The following is a 20,574-nucleotide window of genomic DNA, read 5'->3' as shown; positions in this document are numbered from 1 at the left end:
TTTTGATTAAAAGACGGTCTGTAACACTTTAAAAACAGTCTACAATACTTTGGTTACTCCGGGAATGGCTACAGGTTCTGTTGTCCATTTCAGGTTCCAGTTATAGTCCTCGATTTTAGGTCCCAGTTCTTTGTTGGAATTGAAGGCATCGTCCCAGGTAATGGTTTGTCCACTGTAGCCCACCATGCGCCCAAGGATTGCCAGCATGGAGCTGTTGGCCATCCACTCCCCATCATTCACAGGCTTGCCGTTCCGGATAGATGCAAAAAGCTCGTTATGCTGGGTTTGGTACATGTTGTTCTGTTCTGCTGCGGAGTTCCACTGGTTTTTACCGGTGATTTCATATTTACTGCCAATAGAGAAGAAGGCACTTCCTTCTGCGCCCATCACGTCTACGCTGTTACGGCCGGAGGTGCCATTCTGCTGACGGCAGAAGTGATATCCTTTGGCACCGTTGGCATATTCGTATTCAATGGCAAAGTGATCATATACATTCCCGTAAATAGGATCTACGCGGGCCTGGCGGCCACCGGTACCGGTAGCTTTTATAGGCAGCTTATCACCCATGGCCCACTGCATCATGTCAATACTATGTACGGCCTGCTCCACGATAAAATCGCCGGAAAGCCAGCTGTGATAATACCAGTTGCGCAATTGAAAAGTTACATCTGTCCAGTCCGGCTGCCGTGGTTTTGACCATAATCCGCCACCATTGCGGAAGGTAGAAACAGAACGGATTTCTCCCACATCCCCATTCAGCACTTTGCCAAATGCTTTCCGGTTGGAAGCATCATAGCGGAAGCAGAAGCCGGATACAATAGAGAGTCCTTTTTCCTTTGCTTTTTTGGCGGCCGCCAATACTTTACGTACGCCAGGTGCATCCACAGCTACCGGCTTTTCGCAGAATGCATGCTTACCGGCATTGATAGCAGCTGTCAGGTGATCCGGCCTGAAGTTAGGTGGTGTAGCCAGCAACACAACGTCTACTCCCGAATCCAGCACACGCTGATAGGCGTCAAAGCCGATAAAACGGTGCTTTTTATCCACCTTCACCCTGTCCTTGCTGATTTCCAGCAGTGCGGCATGCGCTTCTTCCAGCCTGTCTTCAAAAATATCTCCCAGGGCGGTGATCACTACACCCGGATCTGCCTCCAGAGCTTGTGAGGCAGCACCGGTTCCCCGGCCCCCACAACCGATCAGACCTACTTTTATTTGCGGCTTGGCTACTCCACTAAGTATATTTGCAGCAAAGCCACTCTGATAGGCCAATGTGCTGCCTAGCATTACCAGCCCTGATGTTTTAAGGAATGAGCGGCGGTCTGTCGCCTCCGGATTTCCATTGTTCTTGTTCATAACGTGGTATTTGTTTATTGATGATTGTTCGGATTATTTGCTAACAACACAGCTAAAAGCACTTTCGTGGGAAAGTGCCTCATAACGTTTCGCCCCAACCTGTTCATTGCCCTCCCAATAACCTCATCATCTACTGAGCAATGGCAGTTGGGCTGCCCCGGAGTATTTTTTGACTGGTTAACTTTTAGTATACGCTTGCTAAAATAGAAATAATTATTTAGCATCAAAAGCATTCTTTTTTTAACTGCCAGGCTCAGGGTAGTGGAGAAGAGCTGTGAGCTGCGAGCCAAAATGCTGATCCAACTATTACGCTATAGTTGAAGCATAGTTAAAGCATAGATAGAGCATAGTTAAAGCATAGATAGAGCATAGTTAAAGCATAGATAACGTATGAAGCGTGCATAAAAACTATAAACAGGTATAAATAAATGCCCGCTGTGTGGCATAATTACCACACAGGCAGCACGACATTAAAACTGATGAGTATGCAAATACCCGCCGCATTTACCCAAAGCTCGCAGCCTTTCTCCGCTGCATTGCACTAATAGCTAAAGTCTAACAGCTAAAAGCTTTTCTCCGCCGCATTTTTGCTCGAAGCTCGTAGCTCAAAGCTCATGGCTCTTCTCCGCTGCATTGGGCTAATAGCTAATGCCTAACAGCTAAAAGCTTTCCCACAACTCTTTATCATCCTTTCTTTCATTTTTTTCTGAAAGTTTTGTACTTTTGATAAATTTTATTGCTGGTACGGCATTTGCCGCCAGTTTACACACCTTTCTGATTCTTTGACTAGTAAAAAATTGTGCTATGATTCAGCCCAACATTCCGGAAACAACGCTACCCCGTGTAGTCATCGTGGGTGGAGGATTTGGAGGCATTAACCTTGCTAAAAAGCTCAAAAATGCACCTGTACAGGTAGTTTTACTCGACAGGAACAACTATCACCTTTTTCAACCGCTATTATACCAGGTATCTACTGCCGGACTGGAGCCGGACAGCATTGCTTTTCCCCTGCGTGGTATCTTCAAAAAACACCGCAACCTCAGTATCCGTATGGCAGAAGTAACAGGCGTACGTGCGGCGGAAAATATACTGGAAACAGGTATTGGTGAAATACACTATGACTACCTGGTATTTGCTACCGGCAGTAATACCAATTTTTTTGGCAATAAAGTGATCGAAGAACATGCCATTGGCATGAAATCCCTGATCGAAGCAGTGCAGATCAGAAACTATGTCATCAAACAATTTGAAGAAAGCCTGCTGCTAAAGGATGAAGCAGAAATTAAGCCCAAACTTAACTTCGTGATGGTAGGCGGCGGCCCTACTGGTGTAGAACTGGCAGGAGCTTTTGCAGAACTGCGTAAATACATCATGCCGAAGGATTATCCGGACCTGCCGGTACATCTCATGAATGTATATCTGATTGAAGGCGGCCCCAGATTACTGGCATCTATGAGTGAAAAATCCTCCAGGAAAACACTGGAAGGCCTGCAACACCTCGGCGTAAAAGTAATGTGTAATACCGTAGTGAAGGAATATGATGGTAAAACCCTCCTATTAAGTACCGGAGAAACCATCCTTACCCAATCCCTCTTATGGTCGGCAGGGGTGAAAGGTGTACCGGTAACCGGCATCCCTAAAGAAATCATTATACCCAACGGACGTATCCTTGTCAACGAATTTAACCAGGTGCAGGGCTTTACGAATATCTATGCCATCGGCGACATTGCCCAGCTGGCTAATGATCCCAGGTTCCCTAAAGGCTACCCCATGGTTGCGCAGGTGGCGATACAACAAGCCAAAAACCTGGCTGAAAACCTGATAAGAGGATGGAAAGGCCAGCCTATGCAGCCCTTCCGCTATAAAGACCTGGGCAGCATGGCTACTATCGGTCGAAACAGAGCTGTGGCTGAGTTTGCCAACATGATCATGAGTGGCTACTTTGCATGGATCGTATGGATGATCGTACACCTGATGAGCCTGCTCGGCTTCCGTAACAAACTCGTCGTGTTTATTAACTGGTTCTACCGTTACTTCACCTATGAAAGGGGTACCCGCATTATTATTAAAAGAGGGGCTGCAAACATTGTGAAGCTACGGCAAAGTGTAAACTGATCCCTTATTTTCTGCTAAGGATAGAATTAAGTGTGGCAGAAGCTACCAACTCGTCAGACCGGCCGCCCAGCGGCCGGTAATATACGAATATGGTATACACATTTTCCGTTTCCCACCAGTCGCCTTCCGTATATTCTGTATTGAATTTACCATTACTGGTACGGTCTATCAATCCATAGATGTAATTATAGTACCCTTGCTTTAAAACAAGGGAACCTTCATAAGCACGCGTGGCTCCATTGAAGGTCAGTTTGTTATTATCATTGCATTCATAATTGGTCAGCTCTCCAAAAATATACATATCATACCCTGCATAAGGCTCCGGTACCGGAAATGAAAAATGCACCGTGGCATAATCACCTTCAAAATTAGGATCATAATTATCCAATGTTGCGGGGGTGAACTTGCCGTTAATGTCTTTTAAGAACTGATATACTTTGTCTGATCTTTCATAGTCCGGCATCGCAAATACATCCGTACCATCCCTACGGTATTCTGAAGTTTTAACACGCTCTGTTTGCAAACGGAAGCTACGCAAATCTATCCAGCGCCATTCCTTTCCTCCCGGCATCACGCAGTCCTGCTCTGTATTATACTCTATGACGTTGCCCTTCAGAAAACGGGGCTTGAGTCCTGTTACTGCATTATCCCAGCGGTAATTCTGTAGTATCACCACTTTAATCTGTTCAAAAGGATTTACAATATTCAGGCTACCGGTATTTACAGTAAAATTTACTTTCTGATGTGTACGGAATAACTTGGGGCTTACCGGCTGCTGTATAAAACCTCCTACCCCTGCTTTATTCTCTATCACCATCATTCGGCGGGTAAGCACCACCTGGGAAGTATCACTGTCCAGGTAAACCTTAAGTATATAATTGCCGGACTTAATAGGGTAGCTGTTACGGTTAGGGATTTCCACACTGTAATGGGTATATCGTTGTAAGGCTACACTGGAAAAGCGGTAATCCTGTATGCGGTTTTCAGAAAATCCCCTGCGGTAATCAAAGGCGCTGATCTGTGCCGGCGACCAGTCGGCATTACATAACACCAGGGAATAGAAATAATTTTTCACATCATTATCCAGATCATCAAAAGAAAGCTCCAGGCGCTCATCACTATTCAGCGTTACTACCGGCATGCTCAGCGGATCTCCCTTCTGATTCAATTTTACTGTCTTAATGTTTTTGCGGTATACATGATCAGGAGTGATGGCATTTTCCTGCGCTTTTACGCCACTAATGGTTAATAGCTGCCCTGCAAATACTATAAAAAACAACGTTATTATCCGCATAATACCAGAATAGTAATTTAAGTTACAACAATAAGCTGAAAGAATCAGCTCAAAACACAAAGCTACCGGAATGGGCTGAATGCTCAAAGCTGAAAGCTATAGAACGTAATCTCCCCTGTATTTTGATATAGACTTTCCATTTTATTCCCTTTGCCGTTTCCTTAAAATCAGGTAGGTTTGAACCGGAATACACGACTCATGCGGTTATCACTCTTTATTGCCAGGCGGATTGCCTTTAACAAAGCATCCACCTTTTCAAGGTTCATCATTAACATTGCCATAGCGGCTACTGCTATCAGCATCGCAGTAATGATACTGGCTACCGCGTTAGTAAATGGCTTCCAGGAAGTAATACAAGACAAGATCTTTACTTTCTGGGGGCATGTGCATGTAAACCGCTATCAGCCCAATGCCGGCCCGCTCACTGAAGAAGCCCCTTTCAAGAGTGATTCCCTCCTTGTAAAACAGCTAAAAGCATTACCGGAAGTAGTGTCCCTGAATAATTATGCTACCAAGTCGGCTATTATCAAGGCGGATAAGGATATAGACGGGGTCATTTTCAAAGGAATAGACAAAGACTATCACTGGCAACAATTACAACCATTTATACGCCAGGGTGGCCCTATCCATTATACAGATAGCAGCTACGCACCGGAGATCATGATTTCCGAACATACTGCCAGTGCATTACAGCTAAAACTACATGATAAGCTGATTGTCTATTTTATCCAGGGTGGCGGGTTACCTCCCCGTGCACGGAAGCTAACGGTAACGGGCATATATAAAACCGGTATTGAAGAATACGATAAAACCTATGTGATCGGCGATCTGGAACTGATCCGCAAACTAAATAACTGGGCGCCCGGAGAAGTAGGCGGATATGAACTTTTCCTGAAAGACTACCAGCAGATGAATGCCTTTAACGAGTATATTGATCAGAATAAACTCCCGGCAGAATTATTCAGCCGCACCATCCGGGATATCTATCCCAACATATTTGACTGGCTTCAGCTGCAAAATAAAAATGAAGTGATCATCGTCTTCATTATGACCATCGTAGCAATTGTGAATATGATTACCGCCATCCTGATTCTCATACTGGAACGCACCAATATGGTGGGAATCTTAAAGGCGCTGGGTATGATAGACTGGGATATTCAGAAAGTATTTGTTTACCAGGCTGGCTACATCGTGCTTACAGGAATGCTGCTGGGTAATATGCTCGGACTGGGACTCGCCTTTCTTCAAAAAGCTACCGGCTTTTTCAAACTGCCGGAAGAATCCTATTATATGTCTGTAGCAGCGATCTCCCTGCACTGGTGGGAAATTGCCCTGATCAATGTTGCCACCTTCGGAATTTGCATATGCGTGCTGGTCATTCCTTCCATGATCATTCAAAAAATAACACCGGTAAAAGCGATACAGTTTAAGTAGCTGTTAGCTTTTAGCCACGTTTTTGAGCAGGCAAAACTTAGCGCATACATATAAGTTACTATAGCTGATGGTTAAGTCGGCTATCATTCGCTACGATCAAAAGCTAACAGCTAATAGCCAACAGCTAAAAGCTATTTTATCATCATCCTGCCGCAGATAATGCCCGTAGCCACGGCAGCATTGAGGGATTCGGCCCCCCCCATACGGGGAATGGTGATCCGGTAAGTGCTTATCCCGATTATTTCATCACGCAATCCTCTGCCCTCATTACCAATCAGGATAACCCCTTCTTCGATAGGAGCAAAGCCCGCAATATTTTCTCCATGCAGGGTAGCGGCATAAGAAGACACGGTAGTCTGTGTTAATAACTGGTGGATATCGCTTTCTGCAATATGTACACGGGCAAGGCTGCCCATAGTGGCCTGTATCGTTTTAGGATTATATACATCCACGCAATCAGGCGAACAAATCACCTGCTGAATGCCGAACCAATCGGCTATACGAATTATAGTCCCCATATTACCGGGGTCTTGTATAGCATCCAATGCGAGGCTCACCTTACCTTTTAGTTCCAGCGGAGCATTGGAAGCAGGCATATTCAGCAAGGCCATAGCCCGGTTGGGAGTAATCAGGGAAGACATTTGTTTCAGCACCTCAGGCATTACCTCCAGCAAACGTACCCTGGAGTGCTCCTGCAGCAAGGGCTGATGTGCGGCGATCCAATCAGCAGTGGCATAGATTTCCTGTACCTGTTGTCCTGCCAGTAGCAGCTCCTGCACGATCTTATCTCCCTCTGCCATGAACTGGCCGGATTTTTGCCTGTATTTTTTGTGCTGTAATGATTGAATATACTTAATTTGCGCCTTTGATAACATGGAACCAAACCTACATATATTCTTTTAATCAGCAAAGCTGCAGGTAAGGTTTCCATCCATGACGCAGTAATGAAAGTAAGGTATTACAAAATATAATTAATCGTTTTGCCAGTGATGCAGCCGCCACATAGTTCCCCTTCCATACTGAACTATTTTGTTATTACCGTTATACTGCTGACGCTGGGAGCTTGTTCCAATACCAGGTACCTGCAAAAAAATCAGGCATTATATGTAAGCAGCAACGTAGACGTTAAAGGAGAGCTCCTGGTAGCTGACAAACAGGATCTGCGCAGCTCACTTTCCTCCAAATCGCTGATGCAGCAACAGGCAAATAAAAAATTGCTGGCTACACGTATCAAAGTGTGGTTGTATAATCAGAAATACAACGAAAAAAAATCAAACTGGTTCTGGAACATTGTACTAGCCAAAAGAAACCTGGAAGAACCTGTAGTTTACGATTCTACCAAAACCATAGAGTCTGTAAGACGCATGACCAGCTACCTGAACAACCAGGGCTTTTTCTATGCTACTGTGGCTTATGACGAGAAAATAAAAAATCAGAAAGCCGCCGTTACCTACAAGGTAAATACCGGCAAAAACTTTGTGATCGATAAAATCTCCTATGATGTACCCGACTCTGCCCTGATGGCTATTGTTAAAAGCTCCCAGGATTTGTCCCTCATCAAAAAAGGAATGGCTTATAAACAGGAAGAACTGGGTCGGGAAAGAGAGCGGCTTACCCGCCTCATGAAAGATGCAGGCTACTATAAATTTAATCGTGATGCCATTGAATTTGAAGTAGACACACTCAATAAAGCATTGTTCCGGAACTCCCTCAACCCTTTTGAAGGCTTTGTAAATATCTTCAATGAACGCAAAGGCCTGGAAAAACCAACCATGGATGTGACGGTGAAGATAAAAAACCCGGAAGATTCCTCCTTCTCTGCGTATGAGCAGTATCGTATCAATAAAATATATGTTTACCCCGACTATTCCTTAAATAGCAGCCCTACTGACAGTACCCTGCATGAAGATATCAGAAAGTATATCACCATCCGTTTTCACCAGGATATCCTGAAGCCAGGGGTATTATCAAGATCAATTTTACTGCGGGAAGGTGAACTTTATTCTCAGAATCAGTACAACAATGCCATTACCAAACTATATGACCTGGGTGTCTGGCAATTTGTAACACTGCAATACAAAGAAAACAATGAAAAGCCCAATACACTGGATGCCTATGTTTTCCTGACGCCCAAACGCCGGCAGGTACTGGGTGCCAACTTTGAAGTAAGTAACAGCTCCGACTACTTTGTGGGTACAGGCGTAAGCCTGAATTACCGCCACCTGAACCTGAACAGGGCTGCCAACCAGTTGGGGGTAAGCCTGAACACCGGCCTGGAGCTGATCAGGAACCAGGGAAGATTCGAATTGCAATCCAAAGAGTTTGGTGGAGAAGTTAACCTGGCCCTGCCCCGCTTTATTACGCCTTTCCGTATCAGAGGTACTAACCGGTCTAATGTAAAAACACGGCTGACTGCGGGTATTAACTACTTATCCCGCATTGAAAAATTTGACATCTCCAATATCAACGCCTCTTTTGGCTATGAATGGAATGAAACTGTTTATAAACGCTGGATAGTACGTCCCTTTTCGCTAAACTATGTAGGGGTTAACCTGAATGATGTATTTCGCGACACTGTGGTAAATAAAAACCCCTACCTCAAACGTAGCTTTGAACCGGCTTTTATCGGTGGTGAGCAGGTAAGCTTTATTTTCAGCAATAACGATATTTTTCACAGACGGCATCACTCCTACCTCAGATTAAGTATCGAAGAATCCGGCTTATGGCTGAATGGGGTAAACAGTATTATGAATGGCATTTCCGGTAAACACACCAATCTGGAAACCTTAACCGGCCTTACCATTTCCAACTTTGTAAAACTGGAAGCAGATTACCGTCATACCTGGCAACTGGGGCTGCACAGTGCTGTGGCTACCAGGGCATATGCAGGTATCGGTATCCCGTATGCACAATCCAGTGTACTCCCCTACATCCGGCAGTTTACCGCAGGAGGTCCCAACAGTATCCGCGGCTGGCGGCTCCGTACGCTCGGTCCCGGCTCCTACAGAGATACTTCCAGTACCGCTCAGATATTCCCCGACCAGACAGGCGATATGAAACTGGAAGGAAATGTAGAATACCGGTTTGATCTGATCCGTATGTTCAGTGGTACCGTCAACCTTAAAGGAGCTACTTTCCTTGACTTCGGAAACATATGGATGGTGAAGAAAGATACCTTGAGAGCAGGGTCTGAATTCCAGTTAAAAAACCTCTATAAGGACCTGGCTATTGGTACCGGCCTGGGATTACGGCTGGACTTCGCTTTTTTCCTGATCCGGCTCGATTGGGGTATCCCGCTTAAAGTACCTTATGATATTGGTAATAGAAATGGATGGTATATGGGCAAATGGGACCTGAAAGACCCGCAATGGCGCCGGGACAATATCATCTGGAACGTTGCCATAGGCTACCCTTTCTAACACCTGCATTGGAACAAGCCTTCCATTACAGCCATCATCAGCCATAACTACTACACTGCCTTAGCCATAAACAACTTATTGCTTAAACTGCGCAATAAAAGCATGTATATCCAGTGCATCTTCCAGCCTGAATTCGCCAATACGGGTGCGGCATAAGCTGCTTAGGTGTGCGCCGCATCCCAGTGCAGCACCAAAATCATTCGCCAGTGAACGTATATACGTTCCGGTAGAACATACCACCCGGAAATACACCAAAGGCAATTCAACTTTAGTGATCTCAAAAGCGGTAATAAACACTTTACGCGGCTCTACCTTCACCTCCACCCCCTGACGTGCCAGGTGATAGATGGGTTTACCATTTTGTTTAATAGCTGAATGTATAGGCGGATACTGCATCTGCTCACCGGTAAACTTTGCTGCAGTGGCTTCCAGGAAAGCCGTATCGATGCCAGTAATCTCTTTAAAATCAGTAGGTTCAGATTCCAGGTCAAAAGTAGGTGTAGTAGCCCCCAACGTAAAACTGCCTGTATACTCTTTTTCCTGAGCCTGATACTCATTTATTTTTTTAGTCATTTTGCCGGTACAGCAAATGAGTAACCCTGTGGCCAGCGGATCTAATGTTCCGGCATGTCCTATTTTAGCTTTGGTCGTATTTCTGATCTTACGTACCACATCAAACGAAGTCCAGGTTAATGGCTTATTAATCAGTAATACCTGTCCTTCCTGGTAAATATTTTTTTCTTCCACCTGCATCATTTGGCAAAGATATAGAATAGCTGTGAGCAACGAGCTGCGAGCTATGCGCTTTCGTTCACAAAACCTGTTTCACGGAGGGCAGCTCCCCACTCATAGCTCATGGCTGATAGCTTCTTCTTATTTTTTCCTATTTTCACACAATTTTTATAATATGTCGTTACTACAACACAGGGATGATAATGTGCGGTACCAGCAACAGGTGGACAACTCCCGCAACTATGTGATCCCCTTTATTGAAAAAGAATTTCCGGATATCGCTGGCCTGAAAGTAATGGAAGTAGGCTGTGGTGAAGGCGGGGTGCTTACTCCCCTCCTGGAAAAGGGCTGTATCTGTGTAGGGGTAGATCTATCTCAACAACGCATTGATCTGGCGGAAGGCTTTTTAAAAGAATATACCGGTACCGGGCAACTGCGCCTGATTGCAAAGAATATTTATGACCTTGATTTTTTAGGGGAATACCGTCACACTTTTGATGTGATCATCCTGAAGGATGCGATTGAACATATCCCAGACCAGGAGAAAATTATCGGACACCTGAAACAATTATTAAGCCCGCGCGGGCAGGTATATTTCGGGTTTCCACCCTGGTATATGCCCCATGGCGGCCATCAGCAGGTATGCACCAGTAAAGTGCTGACCCTGATGCCTTACATACACCTATTGCCCCGCCCTTTGTACAGAGGGCTATTGCGTGCTTTTAAAGAACCGGAACCTATTATACAGGAATTAATGGAAATAAAGGATACGGGGATTTCTATTGAACGTTTTGAGCGGATCGTAAAACGCCAGCAATATAAGATTACCCAGCGCAAATTTTACCTGATCAATCCCATCTATAAATACAAGTTCGGCGTAAGCGCGCGGGAACAATGGAAGCCACTGGCGGCCATTCCTTTTGTACGTAATTTTTTTACTACCTGCGTATACTACCTGATTAAGCCACTATAATAATATGCTGATGCATAAAAATGGCTGCTTTTAAATATTAAAGCAGCCATTTTTTATAGTAGTATCCTGTAAAATCTTATTGATCATTCCATATGTCCCAGGAAGCTTCCGCCTGGAGTATCAGCATTTCATGGCCGTTTTTAACAGCCGCCCCACGTGCAGCTCCTTTTTGCAGGAACAATGTTTTCTCCGGGTTATAGATTAAATCGTACAGCAGATGCTGAGAAGACAAACATTCGTAAGGTAGCGGAGGAGCTTTGTCTACATCCGGATACATCCCCAGCGGAGAAGTATTTACAATAAGTGTATGAGCCGCCATCATTGCAGCATCAAGTGAGGCATAGGTTACCACACCATCCGCAGCAGTACGGCTTACCAGTGTATAAGCTATACCCAGTTCCTCCAGTACATACATCACTGCTTTTGCAGCACCGCCGGTACCTAATACCAGTGCCCGGGTATGATGTGGCTGCAGGAAAGGCAACAGGGACTTTTTAAACCCGATCACGTCCGTATTATAGCCTGTTTTCCTGCCATCATGAAACCGGATACAATTCACCGCTTTAATCTTAGCCGCTGCGGGGCTTAATTCATCCAGAAAAGGTAAAATGGCTTCTTTATAAGGGATGGTTACATTTAGACCGCTCAGCTGGGGCTGTGCCTGTAGTAAACCGGGAAAGTCTGCAATAGTGGGAATAGGGAAATTTTCGTATACACATTGCTGTATACCTTCCCGTTGAAACTTTTCCGCAAAAAAACCTTTGGAAAAAGAATGGCTCAGGGGATAACCGATCAGCCCGTATACTTTCATACTCTTTTAAATTAGAAAGATCATCCGTATTAAATAAACTGTTACAGACAGGTTCCCATAGTTCAAACTATCCGGGTATTACTATCTGTAACAGTCTATTGCTTTATAAGTGTATTATGCTTTGTCAAGGTACAGGTGGAAAGTATCGCCTCTGAGGCCGATACGCATAGCTTCCAGTGCGATTACTTCGTGCGGAGCCAGGTTGCCCAGATTCACATTACAACCTACCAGTTCCAGGAAATACAGTTGTTGTGCCTTTTGAGGAGCTTCCCAGATAATTTTCTCAGCAGGGATCTGGGTCAGGATCTCCTGTACCAGCCCTTCCCGTACCTCACCGGATCCGCGGTAGATACCTACGTTGCCGCTTTCGCGGGCTTCCGCAATCACATAGGTAGCACCGGCAGACAGTTCAGCACGCATTAATTCGATCCATTTATAGGGCGGAATGATATGCTCCGCATCCTTAGAGCCTACTTCACTCAATACTACGCCTACCTTAGCCAGCTTTTCGATATAGCCACATTTTTCAGCGTGGGGGATAGTGATAGAACCATCAGACACTTCCATATAGGTAATGCCATAATCCTTTATCACCTTGATATATTCCTCAAACTGGTTGCGGATAAGAAATGCTTCGAACAGGGTACCGCCAAAATAAACGGGGATATTGGCAGCCTGGTAAAGTTCTATTTTCTGGCGAAGGTTGGGAGTAACGAAAGCTGTACCAAATCCCAGCTTCAGGATATCAACATGGGGTGCCGCGACCGATAAAAAATTCTTTGCTTCTTCCAAACTCAGCCCTTTATCCATTACCATGGTAAGACCATTCGTACGGGGCTGTTGTGTCCTTTCCGGAATCTGTGTCAGATTAAAATTCATTTGAAACATTTTTATCCTCTTAATGGTCAGTTAACCCAACGCTAACCGGCTATTGCTGTTAAATACGTTTTGCAACAGTAAATATGCAACTAATAAATTATAGTAGTACATAAATAACCGTTAGGCGTTAAGAATTAAACAGTTAAACCCATTATTGTCAGTTCGGCCTAATAAAAGTTAATTAGAAAACCGGCGCAAAAATAAGAAGTATACTTTATTGATGAAAGTAATTTAACGCTAATTAACAGGATTAGCGTTTACGACGGTACCGGGAAATGAGTTCGAGCACATTCCCATGTTGGAGGAGGGCAGGATCAAGCTCCACTATTTTCTTCACCAGTCTGGGTGCCATTTGTAGGGCTGTTTCCAGGTGTATGATCCCCTCCTTGGCCTTCCCCATGGCAATTAAGATAGCGGCGCGATAGTATACGAAAATGGGTTTACGACCTGCTTTTTCTTCCGCCTGCGTTAATTGTGTCAGGGCTTCTTCCAGGAACCCTGAAGTATACAGGCCCTTGATGAGTGCCTGCCAGGCGGTGGCGCTTTTAGGCCGTGTTTTTACTGCGTTCATAAAATGCATGAGCGCATCTTTATTTTTGCCCAATTCCAGGAAACATTCTCCCAGGGCAATATTGTACTCTGCTTTTTGCTTATTTATTTTTATAGCGCTGAGCAGTGATTTGGCGGCGTGGTCCCAATTGGCCTCCATCATGTAAGCCACCGCTATTTTATAGTACAGTTTATCGTCTGTAGGGCTGAGATGGGAGGCTTTACGGTAATAATAACGTGCCTGGGTAAACTTTTTCTGCCTTTGATAACAATGGCCGATAGCTTCATAGATCACATCTTCCGGCTTGGCTATTTCCAGGTGTTTCTGCAGCACTTCAATAGCATCGGCATATTTATGTAAACGGATGTACGCATCTCCCATGTTCCGGTAGGCGTAATCAAACTTTTCGTCAATAGCGATGGCGTATTGGTAGGCATCTATGGCTTTTTCATACAATTTAAGCCCCTGGTAGGCAGTTCCCAGGTTAAACCAGGCCAGCTGGTTATAGGGAAATTCGTTGATAATGTCTGTATGCAAGCGGATACTTTCTTCATTCCGGCCGGTAAATTCTGTCCAGAAGCATATTTTATGCAGGGCTTCCTCACTGTTAGGCTCATGCTCCAACGCCATTTTCAGGCAATCGAACACCTTTTCAAATTCTTCCCAGTCGTCATACACATCTGCCAGCTCCAGCAACAGTTCTGTTCTGTCTTCACCCGTAAACTGCTCTATTTGCTCTTCCAGCACAGCTGCCGCTTTCTGGTGCTGGTTCAGCGCCAGGTACACGTCCGTTTGCAGGATATACAGATTGATATCATTACGGTCCAGCAAGGCTGCTTTTTCCAGTAATTCCAATGCTTCCCTGTATTTCTTGGTTTCGATCAGCAGGTTGGCCTTTTTCAGTAAGAGAGTGGAAGAGTAGGGAAACTGGGCGATGCCTATTTCCGCGGCCTGCATAGCAGTTGGCAATTCATCATGCTCGTCATAGTAGTCTATGATCTGCTCAAAAGAATCTTCATCCAGAAAAGAATGAGATTTACCGGACCTGAGGTTTTCAAACTGCTGCAACAACTCTCTCAAATCCTCAAAATCCTCGTTTAAAAATGGAAAGTCCTGATTCATTACTGTAAATATAACAATTTTCCCCATCCACACAAATGCAGTGAGCAATAACCGTTTATGTAATTTTTAACATTTTATTAAGATTATGTAGTAAATTGCGTTAACGATTTGTTATATAATATATCAAAAAGTTTGTACATTTGTGATACAATGAAAACATTTAACAACATATTGCAGGTATTTTCATTGTCTTGCTTATTAGCGGGGGCACTGCTTATAGTGGGTGCATTCGAAGCAAGGGCGAATAACAGCCTTTTACCCGATGATAATAAAGACAAGGTTAATAAAAAGACAGAGAATCGCATTACGCTGACCACTATGCCTAAGGCAAAGTTTGGTCTGGATGCAGGTTACCGCTATAGTGGCAACCTTAATTCTGAGTTCCGGCTCAGTAACAATAGCTCACTGAATTTTAAATCAGTACTTACCTATAAGAAAGGAAATGTAACCTACGTGTTGCCTTATTCTTTCAAAATGGAACAACCTAATGGTATGAACTACCACCGGTTACAAATTGTACTGCCCTTAAAGTAAGGCTAAGAGATGTTCTTCAATAAAAAAGGCCCTGGGGAAACCCGGGGCTTTTTATTAGCTTTTAGCTGTTGGCTATTAGCTTTTAGCTCATCGAAGCGAATCAAATTAATTATCCTGGGATATTCATGTAAACGATAAAAAGCCGGAAGGCTAATAGCTAAAGGCTAAAAGTTAACAGCTTATTTACATATTCTTCAGCTCCTCCTGGCTCACCTCTTTATAGCCTGATTTGGGCACATCAAAATAAGAAGCCGGGATAGGATACAGGTCTATTTTAGTAGCTACTACGCGCATTTTAGCGCCTGTTTTAGTCAGGATTTCGAACTCCAGGGGCAATCCCTTCAGATTCACAAAACGTCTGTTATAATGCTTATTTTCGGGCAATAATTGCGGAGCGTAATACACCTCGAAAGTTTTGCCGTCCGACATGGTACCAATCGCCTTTTTACACGTATATCCCGCTATTTGTTTGGTAGCATTTTCTTCTTTGAACCGGATGCCTTCATATTGCTTCAGGTCCTTTTCATATTGTTCCTTATTACCGCGGATCAGGTATTTATCCCCGTGGCGATCGATCAGGGTAACCATCGTAGATTCCTTACTATTGATCAGGTAAGTATATTTTACGATGTTAAAATTCATATCTATCCGGCTTAAGTGGCCGTGCATATATTGGGTGAGGGAGCTACCTTCCAGCATAGCATCCACTTGAAGCTGCTCCGGAGGTAATTCCATTTTGTAGATGATTTTTGCATCTGAAATTGTTTGCTGGGCCATCAACCTGCCGGTGATACTTACAAATAGCGCTGTCAGTAACAGTGTGTGTGGTAAATACTTTCGCATAATAATGGTCATAGTTTTCATAGGGTATAGTGAAAAATCTGTGCCAGTGTTTCCGGGTGGAAAACAGGAACGGGCTTTTCCCTTTACCATATTGGTTTCTCCTTATTCAAAAAAGCCTGGATACCTTGTTTACAATCAGCATGTTCCCGGGTGGAGGCATTCATTTTAGCCGCCATTTCCAAAGCATTTTCCAAAGGCATATCCAGTACACTGCCTACCAGCAGTTTAGTTACTTTAAGGGAATGTGCAGACGCCTCCGTACATAACCCTTCCGCTACTTTAGCCACATGTGCTGCAATGCTTTCGGCGGGTATTACAGCGGTGATAAGTCCATGTTGTGCTGCTTTTTCAGCAGCCACCAGTTTTCCGGTAAGCAATAACTCTCTGGCCCTCCCTTCTCCTATTTTGCGTACAAGAAATACAGACACCAGGGCTGGTATAAAGCCAATCCTCACTTCAGTATATCCCATCAGCGCTTCCGGCACGGCAAAACTAAGATCGCAGATGGTTACCAGTCCACAGCCACCGGCAATAGCATGACCTTCCACCTGTGCTATCACTACCTTATCATGTTGATAAATCTGCTGCATCAGGGACAATAACGCCTGAGAATCGGCCAGATTATCTTCATAGGTGTTTTTTTGTAATTGCTGCAGGTATTCCAGATCCGCTCCGGCACAAAATGCCTCCCCCTTGCCTTTAAGCACGATTACTTTTACCGCATCATCTGCGCCTGCCAGCGTAAATGCCTGCTGCAGCTCCGCTACCAATGCACCATTAAGTGCATTACGCTTTTCCGGACGGTTCAGTGTAATAGTAGCTACTCTGTTGGCCACTTCGTATATCAGCAATGAAAATTCCATGCAGCGAATTTCGTTTAAAGATAGTGAACTGCTTTTAGATTTGACGATGCCCCAACACAAAATTGACGATGGCCGGCAGACAACCGGGAATCTCCCTGTTACCTGCCGGCCATCGCCTTAAAAATGAATAGCTGCGGGGATTATTTCGTAATCTCTTCAATCACCTTACCTACCGTGCCACTGGGCATCTGTATGTGCAACATAGCTGCCAATGTAGGTGAAATATCCGTCATACCAATCGTCCGGTTGGTTTTACCAGGTTTTACACCCCAACCCATCCATACCAGCGGAATATGTGCATCATAAGGATACCATAATCCATGGGTAGTGCCTGTTTTACCCCCATCTATCCATCCGGGGGATAATATCACCTGGATATCACCACTTCTTTTTGCATGATAGCCATTTGCTAACATACCGCGCATGGGTTCAGGCAAAGGGGTAGTCATCAGATTGCTCAATGAAAAAGCATTGGCAATAGCCGGCATTTTCATCAGCTGGGCAATGATATATTCGCGGATCTCGCTTTCTTTTTTACCTGCATTGGCAATCGCATCATGATTCATCCAGAACTGATAATTATCTGCTGCAGCAATAGCTTTATCCACACCAAACTCTTTACTGATCTGCCCATTCAGGATATTCATGGCATTACGCTCACTCCAGGTTTCACCCGGCAATTTGTTTTCTTCCATGAATCCGGGTACATGCGCTACCCCATGATCGGCAGTAATAAAGAACACATATTGTCCTTTACCTATTTTGGTATCCAGGTAATGGAAAAGTTCACCCAGGTCTTTATCCAGGCGCAGGTAAGTATCTTCTGCTTCAATAGAATTAGGCCCAAACTGATGCCCTACATAATCTGTGGAAGAAAGGCTGATAGCCAGAAAATCTGTCACCGGACCTTTACCCAGGTTATTGGCTTCCAAAGCTTTCTTGGCAAATTCCAGGGTCATCGTATTACCAAAAGGAGTAGAATTGATAACGCCTGTACCATTTTTGCTCAGATCATGCGGAAAAGCACTGTTATTGGCGCCTTTAAACCTGGCTTCATAAGCTTTATCATCAGCTGTGCTTAAAGTATAAGTTTCAATGGGGTATAAAGTAGTCCAGGGTTGTTTCAGGTATTGTTCCGGCCATTTCTGGTTGTTGAATTCCTGTGCCCATACGGGTAACTGCTTCATATAGTAGGTGCTGGATACCCAGTTGCCCGTACCACCATCATACCAGAAGGCAGCATTAGCGCTGTGCCCGGCAGGCAAAATAGCGCCGCGGTCTTTAATAGCCACCCCGATTACTTTGCTCTGAAAATTATTGGACAATCTTAATTCATCTCCTATAGTAGTTACCAGCATATTCCGCGGACTCATTTTTCCTGCATTGGAATTACTACCTACGGTAGTCACAGTAGTATCTTCTGCACAATAAACGCTGCGTCCCAAAGCAGGGTTATACCAGCTATTGCCGATGATCCCATGTATGGCAGGTACAGAACCGGTATACACACAGGTATGTCCACAGGCAGTAATGGTAGGGGTATAGTTTATAAGGGTGTTTTCACAAGTAAATCCTTCGTGCAACAGTCTTTTGAATCCCTGATCAGTATAACGGTTATAAAAGCGGTACAGGTAATCCCACCTCATCTGATCTACTACCATGCCTACTACCAGCTTGGGACGATCTATCTGTTTAGGAATTTTTTTACTGGCAGTAGCTGCCTGAAAGGGTTTTGGAGAGGTGGCTTTCTGCGCCCACAGGGAGGGAGACATCAACACCAGTGCCATTACTACGAGATACATCCGTTTCATTATCGTTGATCCTTTTTGTGAAAAAATGACTACAAAAGTAACTGAACTTTACAGAAACTTTAATTTTAATACCTTTGTGCCGGTTTTACGATGCAATTAATTATTATTTAATATAGCATATGGATATTTTCGAGAAACTGCTGAAGAACATGGGCCCTATCGGGGAACATTCTGACAGAGCACACGGTTATTTTGCCTTTCCCAAGCTGGAAGGTGAAATAGGTCCCCGCATGAATTTCCGGGGCAAAGAAAAAATCGTTTGGAGCCTGAACAACTATCTGGGCCTGGCCAACCACCCGGAAGTACGTGCTACAGATGCGCAGGCAGCTGCAGACTACGGTTTGGCTGCTCCCATGGGCGCCCGTATGATGAGCGGCAATACCAATTTCCACGAGCAGCTGGAAAAGGAATTGTCTGATTATATGGGTAAAGAAGATACCACCTTGCTCAACTATGGCTACCAGGGCTTTATGAGCGCTATTGATGCCATTTGTAACCGCAGGGATATTATTGTGTATGATGCTGAAGCGCATGCCTGCCTGATCGACGGGTTACGCCTGCACCAGGGACATCGTTATGTGTTCAAACACAACGATATAGCCGACCTGGAAAAACAACTGGTACGTGCTACTGAACTGGCCAAAACCTCCGGTGGTGGTATTCTGGTGATTACGGAAGGGGTATTTGGTATGGCCGGAGATCAGGGCAAACTGAAAGAAATTGCTGCCCTGAAAGGTAAATTTGAATTCCGTTTACTGGTAGATGATGCACATGGCTTTGGTACCATGGGTAAAACCGGTGCCGGTACCGGCGAAGAGCAAGGCGTGCAGGATCAGATTGACCTGCTGTTCAACACTTTTGCTAAATCCGGTGCTTCTATTGGTGCTTTCATCAGCGGAGATAAAGCGATCATCAATTACCTGCGCTACAATATGCGCTCCCAGATATTTGCAAAATCAGTTCCGTTACCTATCGTTATCGGGCATTTAAAACGTGTACAGCTGATGCGTAAGCATCCTGAAATGAAAGCCAAACTGTGGGAAAATGTAACTAAACTGCAAAACGGCTTAAGAGCAAGAGGTTTCAACATAGGACACACCAACTCCCCTGTTACACCTATCTACCTGCAAGGTGATATCCCGGAAGCTACGGCGATGTGCCTGGATCTGCGCGAAAACTACAACATCTTCTGCTCTATCGTAGTATACCCTGTAATACCTAAAGGACAGATCATTTACCGTTTAATACCTACTGCCGCACATGGTGATGAGGATATTGAACTGACCCTGAAAGCCTTCAGCGAAACAAAGGAAAAACTCGACAAAAAAATGTACGAAGTGGCAGAAATCCCAATGGTTTAATCCACTTTTACCTGATTATAAAAATGGGGCTGGTCTTTTAACAAGACCAGCCCCATTTTTTGTAGTATAGCCAGGTTTGCTATACCGGTCGTTTATGGTATACTTTATCAAAAGCCCTTCTCTCCTCCTCTCTTTATCCTCTTTAAGACAAGGATATACTACAGATATTCCACTGCTCTTTAGTATGGAACATCAGTGGGACAACAGTGGGACAACAGTGGGACATCAGTGGAACATCCCTAAGCAAACCCAGGCCCATGGCAGGTGATAGTATGATTTTGCGATTGTCAGGTACGCTGGTACTGAATAATCGCCAGATATTTATCACTAAAGAAAGGGAGTTACGGGAAAACAAAAGGGCCGGTGGTTAGCCGGCCCTAGAACAAATCGTTCTTTTCACTAGGTGTAAAAGTCACTTAGCTTTCATCAGGACATGGTAGAGAACAATTGGTATTCATAGAAGATGGAATAACCAAGTGA

General features: G+C 44.4%; 17 protein-coding genes. 7 read left to right on the top strand and 10 right to left on the bottom strand.

From position 1 onward, the window contains the following. Positions 1 to 39: 39 nt before the first annotated feature. Positions 40 to 1,353, bottom strand: a complete 1,314-nt coding sequence (locus tag ABR189_RS24715; protein WP_354663172.1) for a Gfo/Idh/MocA family protein — start codon at positions 1,351 to 1,353, stop codon at positions 40 to 42. A gap of 804 nt (positions 1,354 to 2,157) precedes the next feature. Here ABR189_RS24715 and ABR189_RS24710 point away from each other — a divergent pair. Beyond that, positions 2,158 to 3,468: an NAD(P)/FAD-dependent oxidoreductase gene (locus tag ABR189_RS24710; RefSeq protein ID WP_354663171.1), complete on the top strand. Its 1,311-nt coding sequence runs from the start codon at positions 2,158 to 2,160 to the stop codon at positions 3,466 to 3,468. A 4-nt stretch (positions 3,469 to 3,472) separates the two neighbouring features. On the opposite strand, the gene ABR189_RS24705 is transcribed toward ABR189_RS24710, so the two are convergent. Further along, complete coding sequence (locus tag ABR189_RS24705; RefSeq protein ID WP_354663170.1) at positions 3,473 to 4,762, bottom strand: type IX secretion system plug protein; 1,290 nt, start codon at positions 4,760 to 4,762, stop codon at positions 3,473 to 3,475. Between the two features lie 177 nt (positions 4,763 to 4,939). On the opposite strand from ABR189_RS24705, the gene ABR189_RS24700 reads away from it, so the two are divergent. Continuing rightward, complete coding sequence (locus tag ABR189_RS24700) at positions 4,940 to 6,196, top strand: ABC transporter permease (protein ID WP_354663169.1); 1,257 nt, start codon at positions 4,940 to 4,942, stop codon at positions 6,194 to 6,196. Between the two features lie 131 nt (positions 6,197 to 6,327). Here ABR189_RS24700 and ABR189_RS24695 read toward each other — a convergent pair whose 3' ends face one another. Next, a complete protein-coding gene (locus ABR189_RS24695; RefSeq protein WP_435575336.1) occupies positions 6,328 to 7,071 on the bottom strand; it encodes a TrmH family RNA methyltransferase in 744 nt (247 codons plus the stop codon). A 114-nt stretch (positions 7,072 to 7,185) separates the two neighbouring features. On the opposite strand from ABR189_RS24695, the gene tamL reads away from it, so the two are divergent. Next, a complete protein-coding gene (tamL, locus tag ABR189_RS24690) occupies positions 7,186 to 9,615 on the top strand; it encodes a translocation and assembly module lipoprotein TamL (RefSeq protein WP_354663167.1) in 2,430 nt (809 codons plus the stop codon). A gap of 75 nt (positions 9,616 to 9,690) precedes the next feature. On the opposite strand, the gene truB is transcribed toward tamL, so the two are convergent. Continuing rightward, on the bottom strand, positions 9,691 to 10,371 hold the full coding sequence (truB, locus tag ABR189_RS24685) for a tRNA pseudouridine(55) synthase TruB (protein WP_354663166.1): 681 nt from the start codon (positions 10,369 to 10,371) through the stop codon (positions 9,691 to 9,693). A gap of 151 nt (positions 10,372 to 10,522) precedes the next feature. On the opposite strand from truB, the gene ABR189_RS24680 reads away from it, so the two are divergent. Then, a complete protein-coding gene (locus tag ABR189_RS24680; RefSeq protein ID WP_354663165.1) occupies positions 10,523 to 11,320 on the top strand; it encodes a class I SAM-dependent methyltransferase in 798 nt (265 codons plus the stop codon). Between the two features lie 76 nt (positions 11,321 to 11,396). Here the strand turns inward: ABR189_RS24680 and ABR189_RS24675 are convergent, their stop codons facing one another. The 3 genes from ABR189_RS24675 to ABR189_RS24665 form a co-directional block, all read right to left on the bottom strand. Then, positions 11,397 to 12,131, bottom strand: a complete 735-nt coding sequence (locus ABR189_RS24675; protein ID WP_354663164.1) for a shikimate dehydrogenase family protein — start codon at positions 12,129 to 12,131, stop codon at positions 11,397 to 11,399. A gap of 114 nt (positions 12,132 to 12,245) precedes the next feature. Continuing rightward, positions 12,246 to 13,010 carry a phosphosulfolactate synthase gene (locus ABR189_RS24670; RefSeq protein ID WP_354663163.1) on the bottom strand — a complete coding sequence of 255 codons (765 nt, stop codon included), beginning with the start codon at positions 13,008 to 13,010 and terminating at the stop codon, positions 12,246 to 12,248. Between the two features lie 250 nt (positions 13,011 to 13,260). Continuing rightward, a complete protein-coding gene (locus ABR189_RS24665) occupies positions 13,261 to 14,682 on the bottom strand; it encodes a tetratricopeptide repeat protein (RefSeq protein ID WP_354663162.1) in 1,422 nt (473 codons plus the stop codon). Positions 14,683 to 14,832: 150 nt separating this feature from the next. Between ABR189_RS24665 and ABR189_RS24660 the strand changes: the two genes are divergently transcribed. Beyond that, positions 14,833 to 15,216: a hypothetical protein gene (locus ABR189_RS24660; RefSeq protein WP_354663161.1), complete on the top strand. Its 384-nt coding sequence runs from the start codon at positions 14,833 to 14,835 to the stop codon at positions 15,214 to 15,216. 183 nt (positions 15,217 to 15,399) lie between these two features. Here ABR189_RS24660 and ABR189_RS24655 read toward each other — a convergent pair whose 3' ends face one another. The 3 genes from ABR189_RS24655 to pafA form a co-directional block, all read right to left on the bottom strand. Beyond that, complete coding sequence (locus ABR189_RS24655; RefSeq protein ID WP_354663160.1) at positions 15,400 to 16,059, bottom strand: hypothetical protein; 660 nt, start codon at positions 16,057 to 16,059, stop codon at positions 15,400 to 15,402. An 83-nt stretch (positions 16,060 to 16,142) separates the two neighbouring features. Next, a complete protein-coding gene (locus ABR189_RS24650) occupies positions 16,143 to 16,922 on the bottom strand; it encodes an enoyl-CoA hydratase/isomerase family protein (RefSeq protein ID WP_354663159.1) in 780 nt (259 codons plus the stop codon). A gap of 140 nt (positions 16,923 to 17,062) precedes the next feature. Next, positions 17,063 to 18,733, bottom strand: coding sequence for an alkaline phosphatase PafA (gene pafA / locus ABR189_RS24645; RefSeq protein ID WP_354663158.1), 1,671 nt, complete (start codon positions 18,731 to 18,733; stop codon positions 17,063 to 17,065). Positions 18,734 to 18,852: 119 nt separating this feature from the next. Here pafA and ABR189_RS24640 point away from each other — a divergent pair, with 119 nt between their 5' ends. After that, positions 18,853 to 20,094 carry an aminotransferase class I/II-fold pyridoxal phosphate-dependent enzyme gene (locus ABR189_RS24640; protein ID WP_354663157.1) on the top strand — a complete coding sequence of 414 codons (1,242 nt, stop codon included), beginning with the start codon at positions 18,853 to 18,855 and terminating at the stop codon, positions 20,092 to 20,094. Between the two features lie 94 nt (positions 20,095 to 20,188). Further along, complete coding sequence (locus tag ABR189_RS24635) at positions 20,189 to 20,362, top strand: hypothetical protein (RefSeq protein ID WP_354663156.1); 174 nt, start codon at positions 20,189 to 20,191, stop codon at positions 20,360 to 20,362. The last annotated feature ends 212 nt before the right edge of the window (positions 20,363 to 20,574 follow it).

The sequence above is a fragment of the Chitinophaga sp. H8 genome, from assembly GCF_040567655.1.
GTDB lineage: Bacteria > Bacteroidota > Bacteroidia > Chitinophagales > Chitinophagaceae > Chitinophaga > Chitinophaga defluvii.
Note: the sequence above shows the minus strand (reverse complement) of the source record. Positions and strands in the feature narration are given on the sequence as shown.